This is a genomic window from Caulobacter ginsengisoli (genome assembly GCF_030814835.1).
Lineage (GTDB): Bacteria > Pseudomonadota > Alphaproteobacteria > Caulobacterales > Caulobacteraceae > Caulobacter > Caulobacter ginsengisoli.
Genome location: NZ_JAUSVS010000010.1, coordinates 125,622 through 152,407 on the forward strand (window position 1 = coordinate 125,622; position 26,786 = coordinate 152,407).

Annotated in this window: 29 protein-coding genes; 13 read left to right on the forward strand and 16 right to left on the reverse strand. The window is 69.3% G+C overall.

Annotated features, from left to right (window positions below):
- Nucleotides 1-72 precede the first annotated feature (72 nt).
- Nucleotides 73-693 (forward strand): TetR/AcrR family transcriptional regulator, encoded by a 621-nt coding sequence (locus QO010_RS20370; RefSeq protein ID WP_307352283.1) that lies wholly within the window; start codon nt 73-75, stop codon nt 691-693.
- A gap of 66 nt (nt 694-759) precedes the next feature.
- Complete coding sequence (locus tag QO010_RS20375; protein ID WP_307352285.1) at nt 760-1,899, forward strand: alpha/beta hydrolase; 1,140 nt, start codon at nt 760-762, stop codon at nt 1,897-1,899.
- On the opposite strand, the gene QO010_RS20380 is transcribed toward QO010_RS20375, so the two are convergent.
- Nucleotides 1,896-2,294: a GFA family protein gene (locus QO010_RS20380; protein ID WP_307352288.1), complete on the reverse strand. Its 399-nt coding sequence runs from the start codon at nt 2,292-2,294 to the stop codon at nt 1,896-1,898. The two genes, QO010_RS20375 and QO010_RS20380, sit on opposite strands and share 4 nt — an antisense overlap.
- Nucleotides 2,291-3,583, reverse strand: coding sequence for an acyl-CoA dehydrogenase family protein (locus QO010_RS20385; RefSeq protein WP_307352290.1), 1,293 nt, complete (start codon nt 3,581-3,583; stop codon nt 2,291-2,293). The genes QO010_RS20380 and QO010_RS20385 overlap by 4 nt, the downstream gene beginning before the upstream one ends.
- 347 nt (nt 3,584-3,930) lie before the next feature.
- On the opposite strand from QO010_RS20385, the gene QO010_RS20390 reads away from it, so the two are divergent.
- Both QO010_RS20390 and bla read left to right on the forward strand, forming a co-directional pair.
- Nucleotides 3,931-4,254, forward strand: coding sequence for a DUF8200 family protein (locus tag QO010_RS20390; RefSeq protein ID WP_307352292.1), 324 nt, complete (start codon nt 3,931-3,933; stop codon nt 4,252-4,254).
- A gap of 131 nt (nt 4,255-4,385) precedes the next feature.
- Complete coding sequence (gene bla / locus QO010_RS20395) at nt 4,386-5,222, forward strand: class A beta-lactamase (protein WP_307352296.1); 837 nt, start codon at nt 4,386-4,388, stop codon at nt 5,220-5,222.
- A gap of 7 nt (nt 5,223-5,229) precedes the next feature.
- Here the strand turns inward: bla and QO010_RS20400 are convergent, their stop codons facing one another.
- On the reverse strand, nt 5,230-6,141 hold the full coding sequence (locus tag QO010_RS20400; protein WP_307352298.1) for a hypothetical protein: 912 nt from the start codon (nt 6,139-6,141) through the stop codon (nt 5,230-5,232).
- Between the two features lie 233 nt (nt 6,142-6,374).
- Here QO010_RS20400 and QO010_RS20405 point away from each other — a divergent pair, with 233 nt between their 5' ends.
- The 7 genes from QO010_RS20405 (at nt 6,375) to QO010_RS20435 (ending at nt 12,395) form a co-directional block, all read left to right on the forward strand.
- Complete coding sequence (locus QO010_RS20405) at nt 6,375-6,929, forward strand: F0F1 ATP synthase subunit delta (RefSeq protein WP_307352299.1); 555 nt, start codon at nt 6,375-6,377, stop codon at nt 6,927-6,929.
- A 5-nt stretch (nt 6,930-6,934) separates the two neighbouring features.
- Nucleotides 6,935-8,470 (forward strand): F0F1 ATP synthase subunit alpha, encoded by a 1,536-nt coding sequence (gene atpA / locus QO010_RS20410; RefSeq protein WP_307352302.1) that lies wholly within the window; start codon nt 6,935-6,937, stop codon nt 8,468-8,470.
- 27 nt (nt 8,471-8,497) lie between these two features.
- Nucleotides 8,498-9,370, forward strand: coding sequence for a F0F1 ATP synthase subunit gamma (locus QO010_RS20415; protein ID WP_307352304.1), 873 nt, complete (start codon nt 8,498-8,500; stop codon nt 9,368-9,370).
- Between the two features lie 25 nt (nt 9,371-9,395).
- Nucleotides 9,396-10,985, forward strand: coding sequence for a F0F1 ATP synthase subunit beta (gene atpD, locus QO010_RS20420; RefSeq protein WP_307352305.1), 1,590 nt, complete (start codon nt 9,396-9,398; stop codon nt 10,983-10,985).
- Nucleotides 10,986-11,252: an ATP synthase F1 subunit epsilon gene (locus QO010_RS20425; RefSeq protein ID WP_307352306.1), complete on the forward strand. Its 267-nt coding sequence runs from the start codon at nt 10,986-10,988 to the stop codon at nt 11,250-11,252.
- Between the two features lie 117 nt (nt 11,253-11,369).
- Nucleotides 11,370-12,080 carry a hypothetical protein gene (locus QO010_RS20430; RefSeq protein ID WP_307352308.1) on the forward strand — a complete coding sequence of 237 codons (711 nt, stop codon included), beginning with the start codon at nt 11,370-11,372 and terminating at the stop codon, nt 12,078-12,080.
- Between the two features lie 69 nt (nt 12,081-12,149).
- Entirely contained in the window at nt 12,150-12,395 is a 246-nt protein-coding gene (locus QO010_RS20435) for a CBU_0592 family membrane protein (RefSeq protein ID WP_307352310.1), read from the forward strand.
- Here the strand turns inward: QO010_RS20435 and QO010_RS20440 are convergent.
- Entirely contained in the window at nt 12,392-12,787 is a 396-nt protein-coding gene (locus tag QO010_RS20440) for a VOC family protein (protein ID WP_307352312.1), read from the reverse strand. The genes QO010_RS20435 and QO010_RS20440 overlap by 4 nt on opposite strands.
- Before the next feature lie 281 nt (nt 12,788-13,068).
- On the opposite strand from QO010_RS20440, the gene QO010_RS20445 reads away from it, so the two are divergent.
- Complete coding sequence (locus tag QO010_RS20445; RefSeq protein ID WP_307352314.1) at nt 13,069-14,484, forward strand: peptide MFS transporter; 1,416 nt, start codon at nt 13,069-13,071, stop codon at nt 14,482-14,484.
- Here the strand turns inward: QO010_RS20445 and QO010_RS20450 are convergent.
- The 12 genes from QO010_RS20450 to obgE all read right to left on the reverse strand — a co-directional run bounded on the left by QO010_RS20450 (nt 14,481) and on the right by obgE (nt 25,569).
- Entirely contained in the window at nt 14,481-15,239 is a 759-nt protein-coding gene (locus tag QO010_RS20450; protein ID WP_307352316.1) for an alpha/beta fold hydrolase, read from the reverse strand. The two genes, QO010_RS20445 and QO010_RS20450, sit on opposite strands and share 4 nt — an antisense overlap.
- Nucleotides 15,236-15,715: an RNA pyrophosphohydrolase gene (locus QO010_RS20455; protein ID WP_307352318.1), complete on the reverse strand. Its 480-nt coding sequence runs from the start codon at nt 15,713-15,715 to the stop codon at nt 15,236-15,238. Before QO010_RS20455 ends, QO010_RS20450 begins: the two co-directional genes overlap by 4 nt.
- 42 nt (nt 15,716-15,757) lie before the next feature.
- Nucleotides 15,758-16,903 (reverse strand): divergent polysaccharide deacetylase family protein, encoded by a 1,146-nt coding sequence (locus QO010_RS20460; RefSeq protein ID WP_307352319.1) that lies wholly within the window; start codon nt 16,901-16,903, stop codon nt 15,758-15,760.
- Between the two features lie 302 nt (nt 16,904-17,205).
- Nucleotides 17,206-18,588 carry a S41 family peptidase gene (locus QO010_RS20465; protein ID WP_307352328.1) on the reverse strand — a complete coding sequence of 461 codons (1,383 nt, stop codon included), beginning with the start codon at nt 18,586-18,588 and terminating at the stop codon, nt 17,206-17,208.
- Between the two features lie 89 nt (nt 18,589-18,677).
- Nucleotides 18,678-19,781 (reverse strand): murein hydrolase activator EnvC family protein, encoded by a 1,104-nt coding sequence (locus tag QO010_RS20470; protein ID WP_307352320.1) that lies wholly within the window; start codon nt 19,779-19,781, stop codon nt 18,678-18,680.
- Between the two features lie 44 nt (nt 19,782-19,825).
- Nucleotides 19,826-20,290 (reverse strand): 23S rRNA (pseudouridine(1915)-N(3))-methyltransferase RlmH, encoded by a 465-nt coding sequence (rlmH, locus tag QO010_RS20475; RefSeq protein ID WP_307352322.1) that lies wholly within the window; start codon nt 20,288-20,290, stop codon nt 19,826-19,828.
- Between the two features lie 159 nt (nt 20,291-20,449).
- Nucleotides 20,450-20,911 (reverse strand): ribosome silencing factor, encoded by a 462-nt coding sequence (rsfS, locus tag QO010_RS20480; protein WP_370873804.1) that lies wholly within the window; start codon nt 20,909-20,911, stop codon nt 20,450-20,452.
- 15 nt (nt 20,912-20,926) lie between these two features.
- On the reverse strand, nt 20,927-21,595 hold the full coding sequence (locus tag QO010_RS20485) for a nicotinate-nucleotide adenylyltransferase (RefSeq protein ID WP_370873805.1): 669 nt from the start codon (nt 21,593-21,595) through the stop codon (nt 20,927-20,929).
- Entirely contained in the window at nt 21,592-22,833 is a 1,242-nt protein-coding gene (locus tag QO010_RS20490; RefSeq protein ID WP_307352331.1) for a glutamate-5-semialdehyde dehydrogenase, read from the reverse strand. The genes QO010_RS20485 and QO010_RS20490 overlap by 4 nt, the downstream gene beginning before the upstream one ends.
- A 63-nt stretch (nt 22,834-22,896) precedes the next feature.
- On the reverse strand, nt 22,897-24,066 hold the full coding sequence (proB, locus tag QO010_RS20495; RefSeq protein ID WP_307352323.1) for a glutamate 5-kinase: 1,170 nt from the start codon (nt 24,064-24,066) through the stop codon (nt 22,897-22,899).
- Entirely contained in the window at nt 24,066-24,515 is a 450-nt protein-coding gene (locus tag QO010_RS20500; protein WP_307352324.1) for a hypothetical protein, read from the reverse strand. Before QO010_RS20500 ends, proB begins: the two co-directional genes overlap by 1 nt.
- Nucleotides 24,516-24,531: 16 nt before the next feature.
- Entirely contained in the window at nt 24,532-25,569 is a 1,038-nt protein-coding gene (gene obgE / locus QO010_RS20505) for a GTPase ObgE (protein ID WP_307352326.1), read from the reverse strand.
- 169 nt (nt 25,570-25,738) lie between these two features.
- Here obgE and QO010_RS20510 point away from each other — a divergent pair, with 169 nt between their 5' ends.
- Complete coding sequence (locus tag QO010_RS20510; protein ID WP_307352327.1) at nt 25,739-26,671, forward strand: hypothetical protein; 933 nt, start codon at nt 25,739-25,741, stop codon at nt 26,669-26,671.
- The last annotated feature ends 115 nt before the right edge of the window (nt 26,672-26,786 follow it).

A 26,786-nucleotide genomic window follows, 5' to 3' on the forward strand; every position in this document is an offset into this window, starting at 1 on the left:
TTGCATGTCGCTTTGATGAAACGGGGGAGGTTTGCGTTGCGGCGCAACATCGCGGCCCCTAAGTCGAGGGGGATGGCTGAGCCGAGAGACACGCCCAAATCGCGCCGAACCCGCGCCCGCATCCTCGACGAGGCGGTGAGTCTGATCGCCCGCTCCGGTTATCTGGTCCTGACCAACGCCGCCGTCGCCGACGCCGTGGGGATCACCCGCGGGGCCATGCTCTACCATTTCGAAACCCGCGAGGCCCTGGTGGCGGCGGTGATCGCCCACATCCAGGCCCAGCGCTCGCTGCTGTTCCGCCAGGCCACCGACAGCCTGCCGCCCGGCAACGACGTGACCGAGCACGCCATCGAGACCTACTGGGACCTGCTGCAAAGGCCGGTCTTCGTCGCCTTCGCCGAGCTGGAGGCGGCGGCGCGGTCGGACCGTCTGGTGGCGGAGTTGCTGGCCCCGGCCCAGGCCGAGTTCGACCGGGGGCAGATCGGCGATCACTTCCTCAAGATGCTGCACGCCGGGGCGGGGCCGAGGTTCCAGGCCAGCCGGGACCTGGCGCGGTTCCTGTTGGAAGGGATGGCGCGGGCGAACTTCACCTATGACCGCGAGGAGCGGGTCGGGCGGCTGCTGGAGGTGATCAAGCGGGCCACCCACATGCTGAACCGCAAGGGCGGGGTGACGGGGCTGTGGGAGGAGTAGCGGCTGGCAATTGACCCAATCCCCGCGGGTCAGCAGATTGCCCCGGACTAGCGCGGGGGTGATCTCATGCGGCGCAGGACTTTCCTGTCGGGATTGGCGGCGGCTGGCCTGGCGGGCTGCGCGAGGCCGCCGTCCCTGACCGCACCGTCCGACGTCGCCCTGACCCCGCTGAAATCCTATTCCCGGCTGCAGAGCGTGGCGTTGCTGAAACTGGCCGGGGTCAAGGGGGTGGGGGTTCGCCATGCCGTGGACTGCTATCGGGTCGGCTATGGCTCGCATGACGCGCGGGGGACGCCGATCCGGCTCAGCGGCCTGCTGGCCCTGCCGCGCGGCGGGCCGGCGCGGGGCCGGGTGAGTTGGCAGCACGGCACGACCACCACACGGGCCGACGTGCCCTCGAACCTTTCCACCGAGGGCGTGGCGGCCGCCATCCTCTGCGCCGGCAATGGCTTCGCAACCGTGGCGCCGGACTATCTGGGGCTGGGGCAGTCGGGCCTGACCCACACCTACTATGCCGCCGACGATACCGCCCGGGCGGTGATCGACCTGCTGGACGCCACGCGGGGGATCGCCGGGGTTCCGGACAGGCCGCCGTTCCTGACCGGCTTCTCTCAGGGCGGCCATGCCTGCCTGGCGGCTCAGCAGGCGCTGGAAGCGGCCGGGCGGGCGGTGCTGGGCAGCGCCCCGGTCGCCGGCGCCTTCAACCTGCGCACCATCAGCCTGGGGGCGGCGCTGAAGGGCGGGGCGCCGCAGTGTTCGCTCTATCTGTCCTATCTGGCCCGCGGCATGGCCGCCCGCTACGGCCAGCCGCTGGAGAGCGCCCTGACCGGGCCGATGGCGGCCCTGACCCGCAGCCTCTATGACCAGCCCCACAAGCCGGACGCCATCGTCGCGGCCCTGCCCGCCAACCCGCGCGAGCTGTTCAGCCCCGGCTTCCTGGACGCCTTCGACCATGACGGCCGGCACTGGCTGCTGGAGGCGCTGGCGGCCAACGAGGTCAGCCACTTCACCCCGCGCGCGCCGGTCCGCTTCTTCCACGGCGCGGCCGATCGCGATGTCGCTCCGCAGGAATCCCTGACCACGGCGCGGATGTTCCAGGCGTCAGGCGCCGACGCGCGGGCCATCGATGTCGGACCCGTCGACCACAACGGCTCGATCCTGCGAGCGGCCCCGAGAATTCTGGGCTGGCTGGAGAGTCTGACCTAGCCCGGCATCGTCTCGAACTTCGGCGTCCCCTCCGGGATCACCGTGCAGGCCATGGCGCTGCGGGTGTAGATATGGACGCCCGGCGCCACCGCGCTGGTGTCGTCGAGCGTCCCGGCCTTGAGGAAGACCAGGGGCGAGTCCGGCGACGGTTCGGAAACGATGGGCGAGCCGCAATTGGGACAGAACTTGCGCAGCACCTTGGCGCCGCTGTCGCCGGTATCCTCGTAGACCTTCGGCTCGCCGGTGATCTTCAGCCCGTCGCGGGGCACGCCGATCACCACCGAATAGGCCGTCCCCGCCTGCTTCTGGCAGTTCTTGCAGTGACAGACCGCCTGCATGACGGGATCGGGCGCGGTGTAGCGCACCGCCCCGCAAAGGCATCCACCCTCGATCATAGTCCCAGCTCCGCGAACTGTTTCTTCCTGGGGCCAAGATAGCCGAACAGGAAGGCGGCGACCTTACGGATCTGAATCTCTTCCGAGCCCTCGGTGATCCGGTAGCGGCGGTGGTGGCGGTAGATGTGCTCGAAGGCCTTGTGGCGGCTGTAGCCCATGCCGCCATGCACCTGCATGGCCCGGTCGGCGGCCTCGCAGCAGAGGCGGTTGCCCCAGTAGTTGCACATCGAGACCTTGTCGGAGAGTTCCTTCTCGACCTGCTTGTGCTCCATGCGGTCCATCTGCCAGGCGGTCTGGCGGATCAAGAGGCGCAGCATCTCGCACTGGGTGGCCAGCTCGACGAGCGGGAACTGGATGGCCTGGTTGTCGCTGAGCGGCTTGCCGAACGGCTTGCGCTTGCGGGCGTATTTGACGCTCTCTTCTATGCAGTAGACGGCGGCGCCCAGGCTCGAGGCCGCCTGGCGGATGCGGTTCTGGTGGACGAAGGACTGACCCAGGCCCAGGCCCCGGTCGATCTGGCCCCAGTAGCTGTCCTCGGGAATCCAGACGTCGGTCAGCGAGACGCGGGGGTGGTCGGTGGGCATGTTGAAGGTCCACATCCACTCCTCGACCTTGATCTGGTCGGCGGGGACGATGAAGCAGGTGATGCCCAGCGCATCGCCGTCCTTGCCGCTGGTGCGGGCGAAGATCATGCCGTGGGTCGCCACATGCATGCCGGTCGACCACATCTTCTCGCCGTTGATCAGCCAGCCGGGCTTGCCGTCCTTCACGTGCGGGACCGCCCGGGTCTCCATGAAGGTGGCGTCCGAGCCGTGGTTGGGCTCGGTCAGGCCGAAGATGGTGCGCATCTTGCCGCTGCGGACCTTCTCGCCGTCCCGCTCCATCTGCTCGGGGGTGGCGAACTCCTTGAACATCAGGATGAAGGGGTTGTTGCCGACGATGCTGTGCTCGGTCTGCAGGTCGTTGAAGAGGCCCAGCCCCTTGGCGGCCAGGTGCTCGCGGATGACGGCCATGTCGAGGTTGGTGCCGGCCTTGCCACCCATGTCCTCGGGCCAGGCGTAGCGCAGGTGGCCGGCCTTGTCGGCGACGGCCCGGGCCTCGGCCAGCAGTTCCTCCCACTCCTTGCGGGGCAGGCCGTTGTTGTCCCAGTCGGTGCGGGCGTGCTCGCGGCGGTGGTCGAAGAAGCGCTCGTTGTCGTCACGGCGCTGGATGGGCATGATTTCCGCCTCGATGAAGGCGTCCAGCTCGGCCAGATAGTCGACCAGCTTCTGGTCCAGGGCGAAGTCCACGGCGTCTCTCCCAATCTCGTTCGTTGGGAGCAGTATGCGCCGACCGACAGGGCCTTCAACCGTGACCCGGCGTCAGGCGTGGTCGATATCGCGGGAGGCGACCCCGTCATATGGGTGGGCGAACAGCGTTCTGAAAGCCCCCATGCGACCAATTCGCAAATTATCTAAACACTGCAAAGATTCCGCTTGCGCTCTAGATTACCGTTGATATCCTAACGCTGCTTAGTTCGTCCTGTGTCGTTCGGTGGGGATACCGGGGGATGCATCCAAAGGGGGCGGGCCGGGCAGCCAAAAAGTAACTCGATCCAAGCGTCACCTTTTTCCTCGACTTTCTGGAGGGCTCTCCCATGAAGCTCCAAACTCTCGCGGCCGTCGCCGCTCTCTCGCTCGCCTTCGCCGGCACGGCTTTCGCCGAAGGCAAGGTCACCGTCACCCTGCAGGCCCCCGTGGCCGCCAAGACCAAGGTTCTGGCCGGCGGCGCCGTCTTCACCTGCGAAGGCGTCACCTGCACCGCCCTGGCCACCTCGGACCGCACCGTGACCACCGCCGGCTGCAAGGATCTGGTCAAGTCCGTGGGCGCCGTCAGCGCCTTCGGCGGCGCCAAGTCGCTGTCGGACGCCAACCTGGCCAAGTGCAACGGCATCGCCGGCCAGTCGGTCGCCGCCAACTAAGTCTTCTACCCCCCGGACGCTTATCGGTCCGGCTTGTTTCCTCGAGCACACTCGCCAATTGCGCACCCGGCCGGCGGAGACATCCGCCGGCCGATCTTTTTGTTGGCCGTAGAGTCTGACAAGCTCGGCGCATGGCTCATCTCACGCGCCGCTCCGCTGCCGCCGGTCTTCTGGCGCTTACCGCCAGCCCAGCCCTGGCCGCTCCCGACTTCGCCGCCCTGGATGGCGGTGGAACCCTGCAGGTCTTCGTCCTGGACACCGGCTCGGGCCGCACGCTCTCTTATAGAGCCGACCAGCGGGCCCTGATGTGCTCGACCTTCAAGGTGCTGGCGGTCGGCGCCGTGCTGGCCCGGGTCGACCGCCGGGCCGAATCGCTGGACCGCCGCATCGCCTTCGGACAGGCCGACCTGCTGCCCTATTCGCCGGTGACCACCGCCAGGGTCGGCGAGGGCAGGATGACCGTGGAAGACCTCTGCGCGGCCATGATCCAGGCCAGCGACAACACCGCCGCCAACCTGGTGATGGACAGCCTGGGCGGCCCGCCCGCCGTCACCGCCTTCGCCCGGTCGTTGGGCGACAAGGCCTTCCGCCTGGACCGCCGCGAAACCGAACTCAACCTGCGCAGCGGCGATCTCGACACCACCACGCCCCGCGCCATGGCCCGGTCTCTAAAGAGCCTGCTGCTCGGCAAGTCGCTTTCAGCGGTCTCCCGCTTCCGGCTCGAGAACTGGATGCAAACCTCCACTCCGGGCGCCAGGCGCCTGCGCGCCGGCCTGCCCAAGGACTGGGTGGTGGGGACCAAGGCCGGCGGCGGGCCCGATCAGACCAACGACCTGGCCATCGTCCGCCCGCCGGGCCGCAAGCCGATCCTCATCGCCGCCTATTATCATGAGCCCACCAACCCGCCCCGCTCGCCCGAGGACGTCCTGGCCGATGTCGGACGGATCGTGGCGGCCTGGGCCCAATAGCCGCCGCCTAGTACCCTGGCGCCCCCGCCAGCCAGTGCATCATGTTGAGCACGAACTGCGGATTCTGCTCGGCCCCCTCGGCCCCGAACCCGGCCACCTCGCCGGTGTCGGCCTTGAGCTGCGAGGTCATGAAGGCCGCCTCGCCGAGTAGCACCACCCGGCCCTTGCCCAATGTCAGCGAAGCGCCCTGCAGCAGCCCATCGGCGGGGATGTGCGGGGTCGATGGCTGGAAGTCCCAGGGTTTGTCGGGGGTCAGCACCTCGAAGCGCTTGTCCAGCACGATCAGCGGCGTCGCGCCCGGCGCCACGAAGGCCGAGCCGGTGAAGGTGCGGATCTTGGTCACCGGCGAATCCCCGCCGGCCCCGCGCGTGATCGGCTGGTCAGCCAGGCCTGACGAGCGGTCGAAGAGGTCGAGAGCCTTGTTGTTCTGCATCGCGAAGCCGTCGTCCCATTCGGTGACCCCGAACGCCGCGCCCAGCTTGGCGGAGGCGTAGGCGAAGGGCATGTGGTCGGCGACCAGCAGCAGGCGCCCGCCGCCTTCGACCCAGGTCTTCGCGGCGGCGATCTCGTCGTCGGTGAAGGCGCTGAGCGGCCGGCCCTCCTTCTTAGTAAGGGGGTTGATGGCGTTGACCACCACCAGCACGTCGATCCCGGCCAGCGATTCGGTGGTGAAGGGCTTGTCCTGACCCTCGACCCGGAAGCCGTCGTTGCGCAGCAGGGCCGCGAAGGGGGCGTAGCGGCCGTCGACCTGGTGGAAGTTGGCGTGGCCGGCGTCGATGACCACGCGCGGCCCGGTCCCGGTCGGCCAGGTGGGCCTGGCGACGCTGACATCCGCCTTGGGGTTGGCCCGCTGCTGGGCTTGAGCGAGCGGGGTCGCGAACACCGCCAGGGCGGCCAGCAGGTAAAGGAAACGCCGCATCGCAGCCCCCGAAATCGCACCAGGACGCCAGCTTATCTTCGCTGCGCCGCCCTGTCCTGTCCCCCCGGCGTTGCGGTGCACAACAACGCATGCTATCAGGCGCGCGGCTTCGGGTGAGGGGTGCAGACGCACCTTGACGCCCACGTGCTTTTCTCGAGCGCATTCAAGCCTTTAAAGTCGCGGTAGAGTTCCTCTGCCTGCGGCGCCCACGACGCACCGGACGGATTCTTAGAGTGGCGGACGACAGCAAGGCGACCGAAGCAGGCCAGCGCTACGCGAAGGCCCTGTTCGATCTGGCGAACGACGGCAAGGCCCTGGCCGCCGTCGAGGGCGACCTCAAGTCGCTCAAGAGCATGATTGCCGACAGCGCCGACCTGCGCCGGCTGCTGGCCTCGCCGGCCTTCACTGCCGACGACAAGGGCAAGGGCCTCAAGGCCGTCGCCCTGAAAGCCAGGTTCAATCCGACCACCGTCAAGTTCCTGGGCCTTCTGTCGGCCCACGGCCGCGCCCGCGAACTGGTCAGCGTCATCGGCGCCTTTATCGAACTGTCGGCCAAGCACCGCGGCGTCGTCTCCGCCGAAGTCGTCTCGGCCGTTCCCCTCAGCGCCGCCCAGGCCAGCGGCGTCGCCGCCGCCCTGCGCACCGCCCTGGGCAAGGATCCTGAAATCTCCACCCGCGTCGACCCCGCCATTCTCGGCGGGATCAAGGTGCGGGTCGGGTCGCGCCTGTTCGACGCGTCCCTGAAGTCCAAACTCGATTCCCTGAAATTCGCCCTCAAGAGAGCGTAGCCACGATGGATATCCGCGCCGCCGAAATTTCGGCCATCCTCAAGTCCCAGATCGCCAGCTTCGGCGAGGAAGCCGACGTTTCCGACGTTGGGCAGGTCCTGTCCGTCGGTGACGGCATCGCCCGCGTCTACGGTCTGGACAATGTCCAGGCCGGTGAAATGGTCGAGTTCCCGGGCGCCGGGGTGAAGGGCATGGCCCTGAACCTCGAACGCGACAACGTCGGGGTCGTGATCTTCGGCTCCGACGCCCAGATCAAGGAAGGCGACGAAGTCCGCCGCCTGGCCGAGATCGTGGACGTGCCGGTCGGCCGGGGCATGCTGGGCCGGGTCGTCAACCCGCTGGGCGAGCCGATCGACGGCAAGGGTCCGCTGACCAACGTCGCCGAACGCCGCCGCGTGGACGTCAAGGCTCCGGGCATCATCCCGCGCAAGTCGGTGCATGAGCCGGTGCAGACCGGCCTCAAGGCCATCGACACCCTGATCCCGATCGGCCGCGGCCAGCGCGAACTGATCATTGGCGACCGCCAGACCGGCAAGACCGCCGTGGCCATCGACGCCATCCTGAACCAGAAGTCGGTCAATGCGACGGGTGACGAGAGCGCCAAGCTCTACTGCATCTATGTCGCCATCGGCCAGAAGCGCTCGACCGTCGCCCAGATCGTCAAGACGCTCGAAGAAAACGGCGCCCTGGACTACACCATCGTCGTCGCCGCCACGGCTTCCGAGCCGGCCCCGCTGCAGTTCCTGGCCCCGTTCGCCGGCTGCGCCATGGGCGAGTGGTTCCGTGACAACGGCATGCACGCCCTGATCATCTATGACGACCTGTCCAAGCAGGCCGTCGCCTATCGCCAGATGTCGCTGCTGCTGCGCCGTCCGCCGGGCCGCGAAGCCTATCCGGGCGACGTCTTCTATCTGCATTCCCGCCTGCTGGAACGCGCCGCCAAGCTGAACGAAGACAATGGCTCCGGCTCGCTGACCGCCCTGCCGGTCATCGAAACCCAGGCCAACGACGTCTCGGCCTATATCCCGACCAACGTGATCTCGATCACCGACGGCCAGATCTTCCTGGAAACCGACCTGTTCTTCCAGGGCATCCGCCCGGCCGTGAACGTCGGCATCTCGGTGTCGCGCGTGGGCTCCTCGGCCCAGATCAAGGCGATGAAGACCGTCGCCGGCCCGATCAAGGGCGAGCTGGCCCAGTACCGCGAAATGGCCGCCTTCGCCAAGTTCGGCTCGGACCTGGACGCCTCGACCCAGCGCCTGCTGGCCCGCGGCGAGCGCCTGACCGAACTGCTCAAGCAGCCCCAATATTCGCCTCTGGCCGTGGAAGAGCAGGTCTGCTCGATCTACGCCGGCACCCGCGGCTATCTCGACGGCATTCCCACCGCTTCGGTGGGTCGCTTCGAGCAGGAGCTGCTGGCCCGCCTGCACACCAAGCACCAGAAGCTGCTGGATGCGATCCGCACCGAGAAGGCGCTGTCCAACGAGCTCGAAGCCGAGCTCAAGGGCGTCCTCGAAGACCTCACCAAGACCTTCGCTTGATAGAGGTCGGGGTCCGGAGCACGCGACATGGCTAGCCTCAAGGAGATGCGCAACCGCATCGCCAGCGTTAAGGCGACGCAGAAGATCACCAAGGCCATGCAGATGGTCGCCGCCGCCAAGCTGCGCCGTTCGCAGGACTCGGCCGAAAGCGCGCGTCCCTATGCCACCCGCATGGCCGCCGTGATCGCCAACCTGGCGGCCGGCGTCTCCGGCGACGGCGCGCCCAAGCTGCTGGTCGGCACCGGTTCGAGCCAGAAGCAGCTGGTGATCGTGGCGACCTCGGACCGCGGTCTGGCCGGGGGCTTCAACTCCTCGATCACCCGCGCGGCGCGCGACTTCATCGCCAGGCTCATCGCCGAGGGCAAGGACGTCAAGATCATCACCATCGGCCGCAAGGCCGTGCCGCCGCTCAAGCGGCTGTTCGGTGAGCGGATCATCTCCAGCCACCTGGTCGGGCCCGCCCCCTCCATGGCGGTCGCCCGCGAGATCGGCGAGGAAATCGCCGGCCTGTTCGAGTCCGGCCAGGCCGATGTCGCCACCCTGTTCTACAGCCGCTTCCAGTCGGTCGTGACCCAGGTCCCGACGGGCAAGCAGCTGATCCCCGCCCAGGTCGACGCCGGCGCGCCGGTCATCGACCTCAAGGGCGCCGCCTATGAATACGAACCCGACGCCGAGGGCATCCTCGAGGAACTGCTGCCGCGGAACATCACCGTGCAGCTGCTCTCGGCCATGCTGGAAAATCAGGCCGGCTTCTTCGCCGCCCAGATGACGGCCATGGACAACGCCACGCGCAACGCCGGCGACATGATCAATGGCTACACCATCCAGTACAACCGCACCCGCCAGGCGCAGATCACCAAGGAGCTGATCGAGATCATCTCCGGCGCCGAAGCCCTCTGACGATACGAGAAGAGTGAAATAGACAATGGCCACCGCCCCCAAGAAGCCCGCCGCGACCAAGGCCGCCGCTCCGAAGGCCGCCGCCGCTAAGGCTCCCGCCGCCGCCAAGAAGGCTGCCGCTGCGCCCAAGGTCGCCGCCAAGGCGACCACCGCCGCCGCGCCCAAGACCATCGCCGGCAAGGGCCGCATCAGCCAGGTCATCGGCGCCGTGGTCGACGTCGAGTTCGACGGCCACCTGCCGGCCATCCTCTCGGCCCTTGAAACCACCAACACCGACCAGCGGACCGGCGAAGCCTTCCGCCTGGTGCTGGAAGTGGCCCAGCACCTGGGTGAGAACATCGTCCGCACCATCGCCATGGACACCACCGAGGGCCTGGTCCGCGGCCAGGACGTCATCGACACCGGCAGCGTCATCACCGTGCCGGTCGGCCCGGCGACGCTCGGCCGCATCATGAACGTCATCGGCGCGCCGATCGACGAAGCCGGCCCCATCGACACCCCCTTCTACCGCCCGATCCACGCCGAGGCCCCCTCGTTCGCCGAGCAGTCGACCTCGGCCGAGGTGCTGGTCACCGGGATCAAGGTCATCGACCTGCTCTGCCCCTACACCAAGGGCGGCAAGATCGGCCTGTTCGGTGGCGCGGGCGTGGGCAAGACCGTGACCATGCAGGAGCTGATCAACAACATCGCCAAGGCCTATGGCGGCTATTCGGTGCTGGCGGGGGTGGGTGAACGCACCCGCGAAGGCAACGACCTCTATCACGAGATGATCGAGTCCAACGTCAACGTCGATCCCAAGACCGGCACGACCGAAGGCAGCCGCTGCACCCTGGTCTACGGCCAGATGAACGAGCCCCCGGGCGCCCGCGCCCGCGTCGCCCTGACGGGTCTGGCTCAGGCCGAGTATTTCCGCGACGAAGAGGGCAAGGACGTGCTGCTCTTCATCGACAACATCTTCCGCTTCACCCAGGCCGGCTCGGAAGTGTCGGCTCTGCTGGGCCGCATCCCCTCGGCCGTGGGCTATCAGCCCACCCTGGCCACCGAGATGGGCAACCTGCAGGAGCGCATCACCTCGACCAACAAGGGCTCGATCACCTCGGTCCAGGCCATCTACGTGCCCGCCGACGACCTGACCGACCCCGCGCCGGCCACCTCGTTCGCCCACCTGGACGCCACCACCGTGCTGAGCCGCGATATCTCGGCCCAGGGCATCTTTCCGGCCGTGGACCCGCTGGACTCCACCAGCCGCATCCTCGACCCGCTGGTCGTCGGCCAGGAGCACTACCAGGTCGCCCGCCGGGTGCAGGAAATCCTGCAGGCCTATCGTTCGCTGAAGGACATCATCGCCATCCTGGGGATGGACGAGCTGTCGGAAGAGGACAAGCTGACCGTCGCCCGCGCGCGGAAGATCAGCCGCTTCCTGTCGCAGCCCTTCTTCGTGGCCTCGCAGTTCACCGGCCAGGAAGGCAAGTTCGTGCCGCTGGAAGAAACCATCGCCTCCTTCAAGAAGGTCTGCGACGGCGAAGGCGACCACCTGCCGGAAGCCGCCTTCTACATGGTCGGCAATTTCGACGAAGCCCTGGCCAAGGGCGAGCAACTGGCCATGGAGGCCTAGGTGGCGGAAAAGCTCCACTTCGCCCTGGTCGCCCCTGAGCGCGAGGTCTTCTCCGGCCTCGTCGACCAGGTCGACGCCTCGGGCGCCGAAGGCGACTTCGGCGTCCTGGCCGGCCATGCGCCGTTCATGACGGCGCTGCGCCCCGGCAAGGTCGTGGTCACCAACGACGGCGCCAAGACGGTCTATGACGTCGAAGGCGGCTTCGCCGACGTCACGCCGCTGGGCCTGACCATCCTGGCCGAGCAGGCCACGCTGGTAACCGCCTAAGCTGAGATAGTTGCGACTCTGCCGCAACTGAGCCGCAAATCCGCTCTAAGACGGGTTGCGAGGGAACGCTGGGCGGTCTTTCATGCCGCTCGTCTTGAGATGAAGGACCACCAGACCATGCGCGCTGCGCTGATCAGCCTGATCGCCCTGGGAGCCGCTGTCGGCTCCACCGCCATCGCCCAGGACGCGCCCGCGCCGGCGCCCATGCCGATGCCGGCTGAACCCGCGCCGCCCGCGCCGCCGCCGCCGGTGTCGGACCCGGCCCAGGCGCCGCCCCCCACCATGGAAGCGGTGGCCCCGCCGCCCGCGCCGGCGCCGCCTCCCGCGCCCGAAGCGCCGCCTCCCCCGCCGCCGCGCACCCCCACCGACGCCACCTCGCTGGCCGTGCTGAATGTGCTCGAGCGCGTCTGCCTGCCGCTGGCCAAGGGCGGCGACCTGGCCCAGCTGGCCAAGCCGCTGGGCTTCAAGCTGAAGAAGGACAACTGGGTCCAGCAGTACGCCAAGGGCGGCTACACCATCACCGTCCACCCGGTCGGCTCCAATCCCGGCGTCTGCAATGTCGATATCGACCATCCGATCGACGGCATCACCGACGTGATCATCGACCTGCACAACTGGGCCATGGCCCGGAACTGGAACCTGTATCGCAACGACAAGTATGACGAAGGCCTGGAGCGCACGACCCGCTCCTGGACCTACGACACGCCCGAGACCAGCGAGGCCATCGTCCTGATCACCGTCCGCAAGCCCGGCGGCAAGCCGATGACCGGCAGGACCGACCACACCGAACTGCTCTACCGCTACAAGGCCAGCCCGCCCGCCTCTTAAGGGCGTCGGGATCGAAGACATGGCGCGCCCTCCCTCGCGGGAGGGCGTTTGCTTTTGGGGAGCTGCCGCATGGCTTGGTACGACATTGTGGGGGTGATCGGGACGGCCACTATCCTGATCGCTTACGGGCTGACTTCCACCGGCCGGCTCGACCCGCAGAAGGCCCCGGCCCTGACGGCCAACGGCGTCGGCTCGGGCCTGATCCTGCTCAGCCTGACCCAGGCCTGGAACATGTCCGCCGCGATCGTCGAGGGCGCCTGGGCGCTGATCTCGCTGTTCGGCCTGACGCGACTGTTGTGGAAGCGGCGCAGCTAGGCCGGCTGCGACAGCGTCAGCGCATTCCCGTCGGCGTCCTTGAAGAAGGCCAGTTTCATGCCATCGGGCATGGTGGCGACCCCGTCGGCGTCCTGGCCGAAGCCCTCGAACATGTCCATCGTCACCCCGCGCCCGCGCAGGCCGGCGACGGTCCCGGCGATGTCGGCGACCTCGAAGCCCAGCACGGGGTGCGGCGAGGGCTGATGGTCGCCCATCTTGGTCAGCCGCAGCAGGCCGCCGGGCAGGTCGAGGAAGCAGCCATAGGGATCGGCGCTGCCTTCGACCACGCTCAGGCCCAGGGTGTCGCGATAGAAGGCCAGGCCGCGGTCGACATCGGTGACATAGACATAGGTCACCGGCTTGCCGGACGTTGCGAGATCGAGCTTCGACATGTGAAATCCTCCCTGGATGCCGGTCCGGTATAGCCCCCGGAGGCGGGCTGCCTATCGCCCGAAAGGGTGATTGGCCGAAATAATTGGGTGCGCCCGCCCCGAGCCGGGCGCTGGCTGCCGCAAGCCTGTCCCACGATCGGCGGGAACCTGGCCAATTCCTGCCCCGCTTGCCTCTTCCCTCCGCGCGAGTTTCTTCTAATGTCGCCGGGCTGCGGCGCGACGTGCTTCGGCCACGAATGATCGAACGGCGGAGGGGTCCGCCGCGGGGAGTTGAAAATCGTATGACAGCTGTCACCGCCGACAAGAGCGATCGCGCGTTCATCGGCCATCCCAAGGGCCTGGGCTATCTGGCCTTCACCGAGGCGTGGGAGCGGTTCTCCTACTACGGCATGCAGTCCCTGCTGGTCCTCTACATGACCAAGCAATTGCTGCTGACCCCGCATGTCGAGAACATTGGCGGCTACAGCGTCTTCCACGGCTTCATCGAGTGGCTCTACCACCCGGGCGCCTCGACCCAGGCGACCGCCTCGGCGATCTTCGGCCTCTATACCAGCCTGGTCTATTTCACCCCGTTCTTCGGCGGGCTGCTGGCTGACAATGTGCTGGGCAAGACCCGCACGGTCATCCTGGGGGCGGTGCTGATGGCCGCCGGCCACTTCCTGATGGCCTTCGACCAGAGCTTCCTGCTGGCCCTGGCCTGCCTGATGCTGGGCACGGGCTGCTTCAAGGGCAATATCGCCGGCCAGGTCAGTTCCCTCTATCCCGACGGCGACCTGCGCCGGGCCGACGCCTTCCAGATCTTCTACCTGGGCATCAACGCCGGGGTGATCGCCGCGCCGCTGATCGCCGGCACCCTGGGCGAGAAGGTCGGCTGGCACTACGGCTTCGGGGTTGCGGGCGTGGGCATGCTGCTGGCGCTGGTCATCTATCTGTTCGGCCGCCGCCACCTGCCGATGGACCCGCCGCGCAAAGCCCAGGTTGGAATGGGGGCCGACGCGCCCGCCAAGCCGACGATGTCCGCCCGCGACTGGCGCACCATTGGCCTCTTGGTGCTGCTGCTGCCGGTGCTGACCGCCTCGGTGCTGTGCAACCAGCAGATCTTCAACGCCTATCTCAGCTGGGCGGACACCGCCGTGAACCTCGAGTTCAACGGCGAGAAGGTCCCGACCACCTGGCTGATCACCCTGGACGCCATCGTCTCGGTGTCCTTCCTGGCCGGGATGGTGGTGTTCTGGCGCGTCTGGAAGACCAGGTTCAAAGAGCCGGACGAACTGGGCAAGCTGACCATCGGGACCGGCATCTCGGTCCTGGGCGTCCTGTGCCTGGCGGCCGGCGCCGCCCAGGCCGCCGCCACCGGGACCAAGGTCGACATCCTGTGGTGCGTGGGCTTCCACGTGCTCAACAGCATCGCCTTCGCCAACATGCTGCCGGTGTCGCTGGCCCTCTATGCCCGGGCCGCGCCCAAGGCCGCCCAGGCCTCGATCATCGGCATCTATTACCTGCACCTGTTCGCCGGCAACCAGACGGTCGGCATCCTGGGCGGGCTTTTGGAAAAGATGCCGGCCACCCAGTTCTGGCTGATGCACGCGGCCATAGCCGGCGGGGCCTTCGTGGTCTTCCTGCTGGTCGGCCGGGTGTTTGCCCGGCTGCTCCACACCGACCAGGTCGGCGGCGGGCCGGCGCCGGTCGCGCCCTAGGCGGCTTCCATGTCCACGGTCTCCGCCATCCAGCGCAGGCTGGCGGCGGCGACGTCCTGCCAGCCGGGCTCGCCGGGCAGCCAGTGGCTCATGCCGGGCAGGGCGCGGAATTCGGCCCCCAGCTTCTGGGCCGCCTGGCGCACGGTGCTGGGCGGGTGGATGACGTCGTTCTCGCCGGAGAGGACCAGGGCCGGGACCTTGGTCGGAGTGACGGCTGTGGTCATGAAGGGGTCCAGCCACCAGTTCAGCACTTCCCACAGGGCCCGGCCGCTCTCGGGGACCATGCGCTCGGTGACCGCCCGCCGCGTGCCCGGCTCGAAGCGGTCCAGGCTGTAGGCGGCCGCCAGGCCGTGGTCGGGCTCGATGGCCTGCAGCCAGAAGGGCCCCAGGGCGTAGAGGCTCATGGCCGAAACCGCCTCTTCCATGGTCGAGCCGCCGATCCCCCAGCCGGGCGAGGGCGCCAGCAGGATCAGGCCGCCGACCGGCGCCTTCGCCGCCGCCATCTGGGCGACCAGACCGCCCATGGAATGGCCGATCAGGATGGGCGGGCTCTCGCAGGACCGGCAGAGATCGGCGACGGCCTTGGCATAGTCGCTCATCGACTTGCCGGCCACGACCGAGCGGCTGTCGCCGGCCGCGTGGCCGGGCAGGTCGGGGGTCAGCACGGTCAGGCCCGCGCCCTCGAAGGGCTGGCGGAAGCTGTCGAATATCCAGCCGCCGCAGAACGCCCCATGGATCATGATCACCGGCCTCATGCGGCGAACCGGCTGAAGGCGGCGGCGACCTGGAGATAGACCGCCCGCTTGAAGGGGATCACCAGGTCCGGGGCGCTGGCCAGCGGACCCCAGCGCCAGGCGTCGAACTCGATGCTGTGATGCTGGTCCAGTTTCACCTCGTCGTCCTCGCCCTCGAAGCGGAAGGCGAACCAGGCCTGTTTCTGGCCGCGCCAGGACTGCTTGCGGTGGGGCTGGTAGCCGGCCGGGAAGTCGTAGGCCAGCCAGCCGTCGGTGCGACCCAGCAGGCTGACGGAGGTGACGCCGGTCTCCTCGGCCAGCTCGCGGCGGGCGGCGGTCTCCAGGTCTTCGCCGTCGTCCACGCCCCCCTGCGGGAACTGCCAGAGATTGGGGTCGGGATCGCCCTCGCGGTGACCCTGCCAGACCAGGCCCTGCGCATTGAACAGCACGACCCCGACATTGGGCCGGTGTTCGGGAAAATCGTCAGGCGAATCCATGGGGTCAGACACCACGCCCGACGCCCCCGAAGCAAGCCGGGATCAACGCTTCATCAGCGCCGAGGCCGGAGCCAGCTGGAAGCCGCGCTGGCCCAGGGTGCGGGCCCAGGTCTTGGCGACGTCGATGGTCACCGGGAAGCAGAGCCCCGAGCCCAGGGCCTGGCCGCCCGAGCGCGCCATGTCCTCCAGCGCGGCCAGCTGCTGGCCCGTGCTGGCGGCCGACATGTCCTCGTCGACGATGCGGTCGGCCGAGGCGCGGGGCGGACCCATGCCGCGGCGGGCGCCCTTGCCGTCGTCGATGAAGCCCAGGCCCCGCTGCTTGAGCTGGGAAGCGAAGGTGGTCATGGCCGCGGGCTGGGCCATGAAGCGGCCGCCCTGATAGTTGGTCAGGCCGAAATAGCCGGTGGCCCGTGACAGCACCCAGTCGAGCTGCTTGGTGATCTCGCTGGCCGAGCCGGTCGACAGCAGGGTGTAGGGGCCCGGATCGTTGGCCGGATAGTCCGGCGGCTCCATGGGGACTTCGAGCAGCACCTCATGGCCGTTGGCCCGGGCCATGTCGATCCAGGCCTGCAGCCCCTCGGCATAGGGGTAGAAGGAGAGGGTGATCTCGGGCGGCAGTTCCTCGATGGCGCGGCGGGTGTTGGCGGCGTTGAGGCCAAGGCCGCTGACGATCAGGGCCACCCTGGGCCGGCCGTCGGCGGTGAAGGGGCGGGCATAGGCCTGGGCCGGGGTCAGGCCGTTGGCGCCGACGATCGGTAGCAGGCCGCCGCCGGGGCCGGGCTGGAAGAGGCCGGCGATGGGGGCGGGGGCGAGGGGCGAGTTGACGCCGACCGAGAGGGCCGGGTCGGCCGCGGCGCTCATCCCGCCGCCCGGCAGGGTGATGACCGCCTGGCCGCTGACCGGGGCCAGGTCGCCGGGCAGGGCGCCGGTGGAGAGGTCGATGACGTCGGTGACCAGCGGAGCCTCGCCGGTCGGTTCGGGAGCCAGGCCCTCGCGCCAGCCGGGCAGGGCGCCGCCCTTGGCCGCGGCCGGGGCCAGCGACAGCCGCACCAGCGGCACGCCGGCCTTGGGATCGCCCGTGAGGGTGATCAGCAGCACCAGGCTGGTCAGGAACAGCAGCCCCGCCCCGCCGGCGCTCAGGAACGGATTGGCCGCCACCTGCGCCGCCAGGGCGCGCGCGGACGCCATGCGGTCGGGCGTAGCCGCACGGGCCTGGGGATACGAGGGAATCTGGCGCTTTGAGAACACGGGCGCAGGGTGGCGCGGTATGGTTAATGAAGGGATTACTGGTGGGTCCGAGCTTTCTAAATTCCTCGCCCATTGGGCGAGGGGGACCACGAAGTGGTGGAGTGGGCTCTTGGGACTGCACCCAAGTTTCAGGCACGCCCACTCCGACAGCGCTCAATCCGGAAACGCCGTGTGTTCCACGGCCCACTCCGTCGGCTTCGCCGCCACCTCGCCCAACGGGCGAGGAATTGGCGCTCCGTCCCTTACTTCGGCGCCGGCGCGACCGTCGGCTTCTTCGACGGGTCGATGACCGAGGCGATCTTGGGCATCACCTTGGGCAGCTTGGGCGTGGCGGCGACCGAGCCGTATTTCAGCACGTCGAGGGCGCGGCTGAGCTGGAAGTCGCCCTTCTTGATGTCGAAGCCGGCCGGCGGCGCTTCGGCCGGCTGGTGCATGCCCTTGCGCTCGGCGCCGTCCTGGCTGTCCAGGGCGGTGCGGAAGCTGGCCTCGCTGAACTGGAAGCTCTGGGTGGCGATCAGTTCGGCCTGCTGCTGGCTCTGGGCCACTTCCAGGTCTGGTTCGATGCCGATCTTCTGGATCGAGCGGCCCGAGGGCGTGTAGTAGCGCGCCGTGGTCAGCTTGACCGCCCCGTCGGCCCCGCCGCGCAGCGGGATGACGGTCTGCACCGAGCCCTTGCCGAAGCTGGTCAGGCCCACGACCTCGGCCCGCTTGCGGTCCTTCAGGGCGCCGGCGACGATCTCGGCGGCGGAGGCGGAGCCGGTATTGACCAGCACCACCACCGGCAGGCCATTGAGCATGTCGCCCGGCTTGGCGTTGTAGCGTTCGATGTCGCGCGGATCGCGGCCGCGCTGACTGACCACCTCGCCGCCGTCCAGGAAGATGTCGGCCACGCCGACCGCCTGGTCGAGCAGGCCGCCCGGATTGTTGCGCAGGTCGAAGACCAGGCCCTTCATCTTGGGGTTCTTGGCCTGCAGGTCCTTGATGGCGGCGACGACCTCGTCGGTGGCCTTCTCGTTGAAGCCCGACAGGCGAACATAGCCATAGTCGCCTTCCATGCGGGCGGTGACGGACTTGGGCTTGATGACCTCGCGGGTCATGGTGACGTCGAAGGGATCGGTCTTGTCCCGGGCGATGGTCAGGGTGACCTTCTCGCCGGCCAGGCCGCGCATCTGCTTGACCGCCTCGTTGACCGGCAGGCCCAGCACGCTCTGGCCGTTGACGGCGGTGATGTAGTCGCCCGGCTGCAGGCCGGCCCGGGCGGCGGGGGTGCCGTCCATCGGCGAGATGATCTTGACCACCCCGTCCTCGGACGTGATTTCGATGCCCAGCCCGCCGTATTCGCCGCGGGTGGTGTCCTGCATGTCCTCGAAGCTGTCGGGGGCCAGGAAGCCGCTGTGCGGGTCGAGCGAGGTCAGCATGCCGTCCAGCGCCGACTGGATCAGCTTGGTGTCATCGACCTCGGTGACATACTGGTGGTCGACGATGTCGAGCACGTCGCCGAACAGCTGCAGCATGCGGTAGGTTTTGGCTCTGGGCTGGTCCGCCTGGGCGGTCTGGCCGATATAGGCCATCGTGCCGGCGCCAAGGACAAAGGCGCAGGCGCCAACGAGCAGATTCTTCTTGATCATGGCCTGAACTCAAGACTCCCAATGCGGCGCCAGCATGGCCGCTTTCGTTTCCGGTTGCGACCCCCGCCAGGATCGCGGAACAAAGTTTAACGACCCGATGCGATCCGGGTCGTTTTTGCCCCCAACCAGGGCGCCGGATCGACCGGCGCGCCGTTCAGCCGAAGCTCCATATACAGCTCCCCGCCCGACTTCCCCATGCGCCCGACCGGCGCGCCGGCCGCGACCGATTGTCCGGGGCCGACGGTGACTTCGCTGAGCCCGCCCAGCACCAGATGGTAGTCGCCGCCGATCCTCAGGATCAGGATGACCCCCCAGCCGGTCACCGGCCCAGCGAATTCAACCACCCCTTGAGCGGGACTGGCGACCTGGGCGCCCCCGTTTGCATTAGGGCCGGCACGGATGGAGAGCCCGGTGGAGGCACCCCCGGCCGGCAGGCTGGCCCCGAACCGGCCGATGACCGCTCCCTCCAGGGGCCGCAGCAGCCGGCCTGGTCCCTGGCCTGTGGCGGTCGCGGCGCGGGGAAAGCTGTCGATCAGATTGCCGGGGCTGCCGAGGGCGCGGCCGGCGGTGTCGGCCTGGTCGGCATAGCGGGTTTCGATATCGGCCTGCTGGGCCATCAGCCGGTCGATATCGCTGCGGCGGTCGGCGACCAGACTCTCGGCGCTGAACAGGTCGGCGTTGGCGGCGGCGGCTTGGCGGCGAAGCGCGGCGATCTCGCGGCTCTCCCCGGCCAGCAGATCGGCCCGGCGCTTCAGCTCCGGGGTCATGGCGCGGATCAGGATGGCGGCCCGCACCGCGTCGCGGGCGTCGCCCGGCCGGACCAGCAGGGCCGGCGGCGGGTCGCGGCGGAACAACTGCAGGGCGCCCAGCAGTCGCGACAGCCGGCCCCGGTCCTGGCCCAGCTCGGTCAGCAGCGAGGTCTCGCGGATATGCAGGATGGAGAGGCGGTCGCGGGCCGAGGCCAGGTCGCGGGCGCTGAGCGCCTGGCGGCTGGCGAGGCGCCGCAACTCCTCGCGCAGGGCCTCGATCTCGCGCCGGGCCTCGCTCTGGCCGACGGCGTCCTCGGGCGAGCCGGCATAGATGGCCATCAGCCGCGGCGAGGGCGCATCGGCCGGCTCCTGCGCCCACAGCATGCCGGCCGTCGCGGCGGTGGCGAGCAAGGTCAGCAGGGCGAGGGAGCGCAGGCGCATGTCAGCACACGTCCTAGCAGACCTGGCTTCGCGCGTCAGGGGACTCAGTCGCGGTGGTAGGGGGTTCCGGCCAGGATCGTGCAGGCGCGGTAGGTCTGCTCGGCCAGCATGACGCGGACCAGGGCGTGGGGCCAGGTCTGCACCCCGAAGGCCATCTTCTCGCGGGCGGCGGCCAGGATGGTGGGGTCGAGGCCGTCGGCGCCGCCCACCACGATCACGACCTTGCGCACCCCATCGTCCCGCAGCCGGGCGATATGGGCGGCGAAGTCGCGGGAGCGGCGGGCGGTTCCGCCCTCGTCGCAGGCGATGACGTAGGCTTCGGCCAGGTGGGGGCCGAGCACCTCGGCTTCGGCGGCCTTGCCGCTCTTGCGGGCCTCGACCTCGACGACCTCGACCGGCCCCAGGCCCAGGGCGCGGCCGGTCGCGGTGGCGCGCTGGGCGTAGTCTCGCGCAAGCTCCGCCTCCGGTGAGCGGCCCAGTTTCCCAACGGTGAGGAGGACGATTTTCAACGGCTACCCTAAAACCGCTCATCCCCGCGAAAGCGGGGACCCAGGTGTTTTTCGTTTCAGCCTTGCCACCGCCCAGACCTGTCCGAACCGCCCCGAACAGCAAAAAGCCTGGGTCCCCGCTTTCGCGGGGATGAGCGGAATTGAGGGCCGGTACTGAGCTTAGTTGGCGCTGACTCGGTGCGGGCTATCGACCGCCCAGATCTTCTCGATGTTGTAGAAGCTGCGCACTTCGGGCCGGAACAGGTGGATGATCAGGTCGCCGGTGTCGATCAGCACCCAGTCGCAATGCGGCAGGCCCTCGACCCGCGCGCGACCGCAGCCGGCGTCCTTGAGGGCGCGCAGGATGTGGTCGGCCAGGGCGCCGACGTGACGGTGCGAGCGGCCCGACGCAATGATCATGCTGTCGGCCACCGGGCTCTTGCCCTTCAGATCGATGAGAACGATGTCCTGGGCCTTGTCGTCGTCAAGCCGGGCCATGATCAGGTCTTCGACGCTGCCCTGGTTGAGGGGGCCGGTCGGGGAAGAAGTATCGGCGGCGGCCGACGCTTCGTGCGCCGTGGGCGCGGACTCGCGGTTCAGCGGAGTGCTCCTAGGATGGTCACGCAAAAGGACCCATAGCACGTTCTGGCCGATCCGTCAGCGGTCCCCTTGGCGTAGCCGCTCGCGCAGGGCGGTAGAGGAGGCGAAGTTGAACGGCCCGCGCAGATAGACCCAGGCCGGGGCGGTCATCCGGGCCAGGATCGGCCCCTCCCTGGCGGGATGCCGGGCCGCCGCGAACCGGCGGGCGGTGGGCGATCCCCGGGCCTTCAGGGCCGCCCAGGGCCGCGAGACCACGGCGACCGGCAGGGTGCGCATGATCTGGGTCCAGCCCTTCCAGCGGTGGAAGCTGGCCAGGCTGTCGGCCCCCATGATCCAGACGAAATGCACTCTTGGGAAGCGGGCCCGCAGGAAGGTGACGGTGTCGAGGGTGTACTGGGCCCCGATGCGGCTCTCGGCGTCGGAGATGATCATCCCCGGCCCCTTGGCCATCCTCGCCGCCCCGGCCAGCCGCTCGGCCAGAGGCGCGGTCTCGTGGTTGGACTTCAAGGGGTTCTGCGGCGAGACCAGCCAGATCACCCGGTCCAGCCCCAGCTGGGTCATCGCCGTCTCGGCGACATGGGCGTGGCCTTCATGGGCCGGATTGAACGAGCCGCCGTAGAGGCCGACGGTCATGCCGGGCTGGAGGTCGAAGCCCAGACGCAGGGCGCCGTGGCGCACGCCCGGAGCGCGCTTGGCCAGGCCGGCGAAGGTGGCGGCGCGGCTCAAGCCCGGATCTGGCCCGTGCCGCGCACCACGTATTTGAACGTGGTCAGCTGCTCGGCGCCCACCGGGCCCCGCGCATGCAGGCGGTCGGTGGCGATGCCGATCTCGGCGCCGAAGCCGAACTCGCCGCCGTCGGCGAACTGGGTGGAGGCGTTGACCAGCACGATGGCGGAATCGACCAGGGCGACGAAGCGCTCGGCGGCGGCGGCGTCCTCGGTGACGATGGCGTCGGTGTGCCCGGAGCCGTAGGCGGCGATATGGGCGGCGGCGCCCTCGACCCCGTCGACGATGGCCACGGCGAGGATGGGGGCGAGGTATTCGGTGGTCCAGTCGGCGGTGGTGGCCTTGGCCATGCTGGGCTCGATGGCCCTGGCGGCGGCATCGCCCCGCAGTTCGCAGCGGGCCTGGATCAGGGCGTCGGCGATGGGGGGCAGCAGGCGCTCGGCGGCGGCGCGGTCGATCAGCAGGGTCTCGGCCGAGCCGCAGACCGAGACGCGGCGCATCTTGGCGTTGACGACGATGTCGCGGGCCTTGGCCAGGTCCGCGCCGGCATGGACGAAGACGTGGCAGAGGCCTTCGAGGTGGCCGAGCACTGGCGCGCGGGCCTCGGCCTGCACCCGGGCGACCAGGCTCTTGCCGCCCCGGGGGATGATCAGGTCGATCTGGCCGTCCAGCCCGGCCAGGATCTCGCCCACGGCGGCGCGGTCGGCGGTGCGCACGGCCTGGACGGCGGAGGCGGGCAGGCCGGCGGCTTTCAGGCCCTTCACCACGGCGGCGTGCAGGGCCAGGTTGCTGGCCAGGCATTCGGAGCCGCCGCGCAAGATCACCGCGTTGCCCGAGCGCACGCAAAGGGCGGCCGCGTCGGCGGTGACGTTGGGCCGGCTCTCATAGATCATGGCGATGACGCCGATGGGGGTGCGGACGCGGGCGATGTCCAGGCCGTTGGGCCGGGTCCAGCGGGCCATCTCGGCCCCGACCGGATCGGGAATGGCGGCGATGTCGGCGACGGCCTGGGCGACCGCCTCCAGCCGTTCGGGGTCGAGGGCCAGGCGGTCGGTGAGGGCGGGGGTCAGGCCGGCTGTCTTGGCCTTGGCGACGTCGCGGGCGTTGGCGGCCAGGATGGCTTCAGAGTCGGCGCGGATGGCGGCGGCCATGGCCAGGATGGCGGCCGAGCGCTGCTCAGCCGTGGCGAGGCGCAGGGCTTTCGCGCCCTCGCGCGCCGCCCGCCCCATCGCCGCCATGTCGGCTTTGAGATCCTGGACAGAGCCGTCCAAGTCCGCCTCCCGTTATGCTCAGTTTGAGCCTTAACCGCTTTCCGGGCGGCTGGACAGGGCGAGATCGTCCGCATGCACCATGGGCCCGGCGGTGTAGCCCAGGGCGGGTTCGATGGCGTCGGACCGAAGACCGGCGATGCGGGCGGCGTCCTGGGCGTCGTAGCGGGTCAGGCCGCGGCCAACCTCGCGGCCGTCGGGGCCGACGATCAGCACCGCATCGCCCTTGTCGAAACGGCCCTCGATGGCCTTCACGCCCGCCGCCAGCAGGCTCTTGCCCTGGCCAAGCGCCGTGGCGGCCCCGGCGTCGACCTTCAGCTTGCCGGCCGGGGCCAGCGAGCCGGCGATCCAGTTCTTGTAGGCGGCGGCGACCGATGTGGCGGCCCCGACCAGGGTGGCGGCCTCGCCCGCGGCGATGGCGGCCAGCGGCGAGGGGCGGCTCCCAAGCGTAATGACGGTGGCGCAGCCGGCGCCCTGGGCGATGCGGGCGGCCGCCAGCTTGGTGGCCATGCCGCCGGTCCCCACCCCGGCGCCGGCATTGGCCCCGCCGGCCATGGCCTCGATCTCGGGGGTGAGGCTGGCGACATAGTCCAGATGGCGGGCGGTGGGGTCGCGGCGTGGGTCGGCGGTGTAGAGGCCGTCGATGTCGGAGAGCAGGATCAAGAGGTCTGCGCCGATCATCTGGGCCACCCGGGCGGCCAGGCGGTCGTTGTCGCCGTAGCGGATCTCCTCGGTGACCACGGTGTCGTTCTCGTTGACGACGGGCAGGGCGCCCAGGGCCAGCAGGGTCTCGGTGGTGGCCCGGGCGTTCAGCCAGCGGCGGCGCACCTCGGTGTCGTCTCTCGTCAGCAGCACCTGGGCGGCGGGGACGCCGTGCGGCTCGAAGGCCTCCTCCCAGGCCCGCATCAGCAGCGACTGGCCGGCGGCGGCGGCGGCCTGTTTCTCGGCCAGGGTCAGGGCGCGGCGGGTGAGGTTCAAACGCCGGCGGCCCAGGGCCACGGCGCCGGACGAGACGACGAGCAGCTGCTGGCCCCGCTCGCGCAGCATGGCGGCGTCGGCGGCGAAGCTGGTCAGCCAGGCCCGGTCGGCGGCGCCCGTCTCCCCATCGATCAGCAGGGACGAGCCGACCTTGACCACCACCCGGCGGGCGGCGGCCAGACACCCTGCGGGAGTCCGGGCGGCGGGCGTGTCGGCAGCAGCCATCAGGCGGGCGGCGGCGGGGGCTTCAGGAACAGCTCGCAGGCGGCGACCTCGCCGGTCAGCTTCCAGGCCACCACATCGCCCGGCACATTGACGGCCACGGCCAGCAGGCATTCCTTGCCCCAGACGGGGCTGCAGCTGAAGGCGCCGGAGGCGGGGTTCAGGCCGCATTTGGTGCCCGGCTCGGTGCGGGTGCGCCAGAAGACCACCTGGCCGTCGCTGGCCGTGCGGGTGGTTTCGACCGGGCCCAGCCGCTGGACCAGCTTGAGCAGCGGCTTGCCCTTGTAGTCGGCCATCATCGCATCGACCTTGGCGCTGACCGCGGCGATGGCGGGATCGGGCGCGGCGGCCGGCGGCGGCGAGGCCGGAGCGGGGGGCGCCACAGGCGGCGCCGAAGCCGGTGGGGGCGGCAGGGCGGCGGCGGCCAGGATCGTCAGGGCCAGAAGGATCATCGGTGCGACTCCAGGCTCAAACCGGCGCCCAGCCGGCCTCGTCGTCGGCCGCGCCGGTCTGGCGCGAGGCGGCGATCTGACGATAGGCGGCGCGCAGCAGCTGAGTCACGCCTTCTCCCGAAACGCCCGACACCAGCAGGGGCTGGACCCCGGCCGCCTCGGCCAGTTCGGCGGCCTTCAGTTCGCGGGTCTCGGGATCGAGGGCGTCGACCTTGTTGAGCCCCAGCACCTCCTCGCGGTCGGCCAGGCCCTCGCCATAGGCCTCCAGCTCGCCGCGGATGGTGCGCCAGGCGCCGACCACGTCGTCCTGGGTGGCGTCGACCAGATGGATCAGCACGGCGCTGCGCTCGACATGGCCCAGGAACCGGGTGCCCAGCCCTGCGCCTTCCGAAGCCCCCTCGATCAGGCCGGGGATATCGGCCAGCACGAAGCGCTCGTTGGGGGAAAGGTCGACGACGCCGAGGTTGGGGGCCAGGGTGGTGAAGGGATAGTCGGCGATCTTGGGTCGGGCCGCCGAGACCGCCGCCAGGAAGGTCGACTTGCCGGCGTTGGGCAGGCCGACCAGGCCGGCGTCGGCGATCAGCTTGAGCCGCAGCCAGACCCATTTCTCGACGCCCTCCTGGCCGGGATTGGCGTGGGTGGGGGCCTGGTTGATCGGGCCCTTGAAGCGGTCGTTGCCCCAGCCGCCGTTGCCGCCCTTGGCCAGCAGCACCCGCGTCCCGGCCGTATCCAGATCGGCGATCAGGGTTTCCTTGTCCTCTTCCAGCACCTGGGTGCCGACCGGCACCTTCATGACGATGTCGTCGCCGGCCGCGCCGTGGCGGTTGCGGCCCATGCCGTGGATGCCGGTGCCGGCCTTGAAATGCTGCTGGTAGCGATAGTCGATCAGGGTGTTCAGCCCCTCGACCGCCTCGATCCAGACATCGCCGCCCCGGCCGCCGTCGCCGCCGTCGGGGCCGCCGAACTCGATATACTTCTCGCGCCGGAACGACACGGCGCCGCCGCCGCCGTTGCCGGAGCGGATATAGACCTTGCACTGGTCGAGGAACTTCATGAGGGGTGTTTTGTCCACAGGCGGCGGCAAAGTCGAGGCGAGACGGCGATTTTTTCGCAAGCCTCACAGTTTGTTAGCCTCCCTCTGCCACCAATAGTGCAGAGAACCCAGAATGGGTTATCGGGGAGTGGCAGCTTTGGTTCCTGACGAAGAAGCCCGAGCGCGGCTTATGATCGAGATCCGTGGCCTGACGCCGCGCGAACTCCATCAAAAGTTCGAGGTCGAGGCGCGCGCCCATCGCAACATCCTCATGCAACGCGGCGTCGGTCTCGCCGCGGAATGGCGCGACTTTGGCCGCTTCCTGATGGACCTGGGTCCCAGGCCCAGCCCCGACCATCGCCTGGTCCTGCTCAACCGTTTCGAACGCACCTTCGGTCCCGGCCGCGCCCAGTGGCTGAACGACGAGGAAGAGGCGCAGCACATCGTCGCCTTCGACCGCCAGATGCAGGCCAAGGCCGCCGAGCAGCAGCGCATCCTGGAAGAGGCCGCCGCCCTGCGCGCCCGCCGGGGCCAGACCCCCCAGAGCTCCTATGGCCAGTGGACCTCGCTGGGCGGCCAGACCGTGAGCTACACCGACGTCGCCAAGCGTCTGAACCTGCCGCCCTCGGCGCTGGCCAAGGTGCTGGCGGCCGGCCGCTCGCCCGACGAGCTGGTCAAGCGCGCCGCCTCGGCCGATGAGGTGATCAACGAAAAGGCCGACTGGCTGCCGCCGGATCCCGAGCGCCGCAAGACCTTCCTGCAGGCCTTCCGCATGTGGCACCTGCAGGTCCAGCCCTCGTTCAGCCGGGCCGCAACCCCGGCCTTCCTGTTTCTCTACAGCGCTCTGCAGATGATGCGGGAATCCCGCGACCAGCTGATTTCCGAGAGCCTGTGGCAGCCGCTGGGCGACCGGGCGACGAGGGCCAGAGACGCCCACCCGGCCTGGAACCGCTATTGCGACTTCATGAGCCGGGCCCAGGTGGCCCTGCTGGAAATCCCCATCTACGCCAGCTACTCGCTGCTGTCGGACCTCGACGCCCTGCACGACCGCGTGGTCGCCGCCGAACGCCGCTTCCGTCTGCCCGCGGCCCCCGCCGCCAAACAGGGCGCCAAGGCGGCTTAGGTTCACAAATTCCTCGCCCGTTGGGCGAGGTGGCGGCGAAGCCGACGGAGCAACTATGTTGTGGCTGTCATTTGGGTGACCCATGGCTGGCCTCGGCTGAGGACGAGGTTGGCGG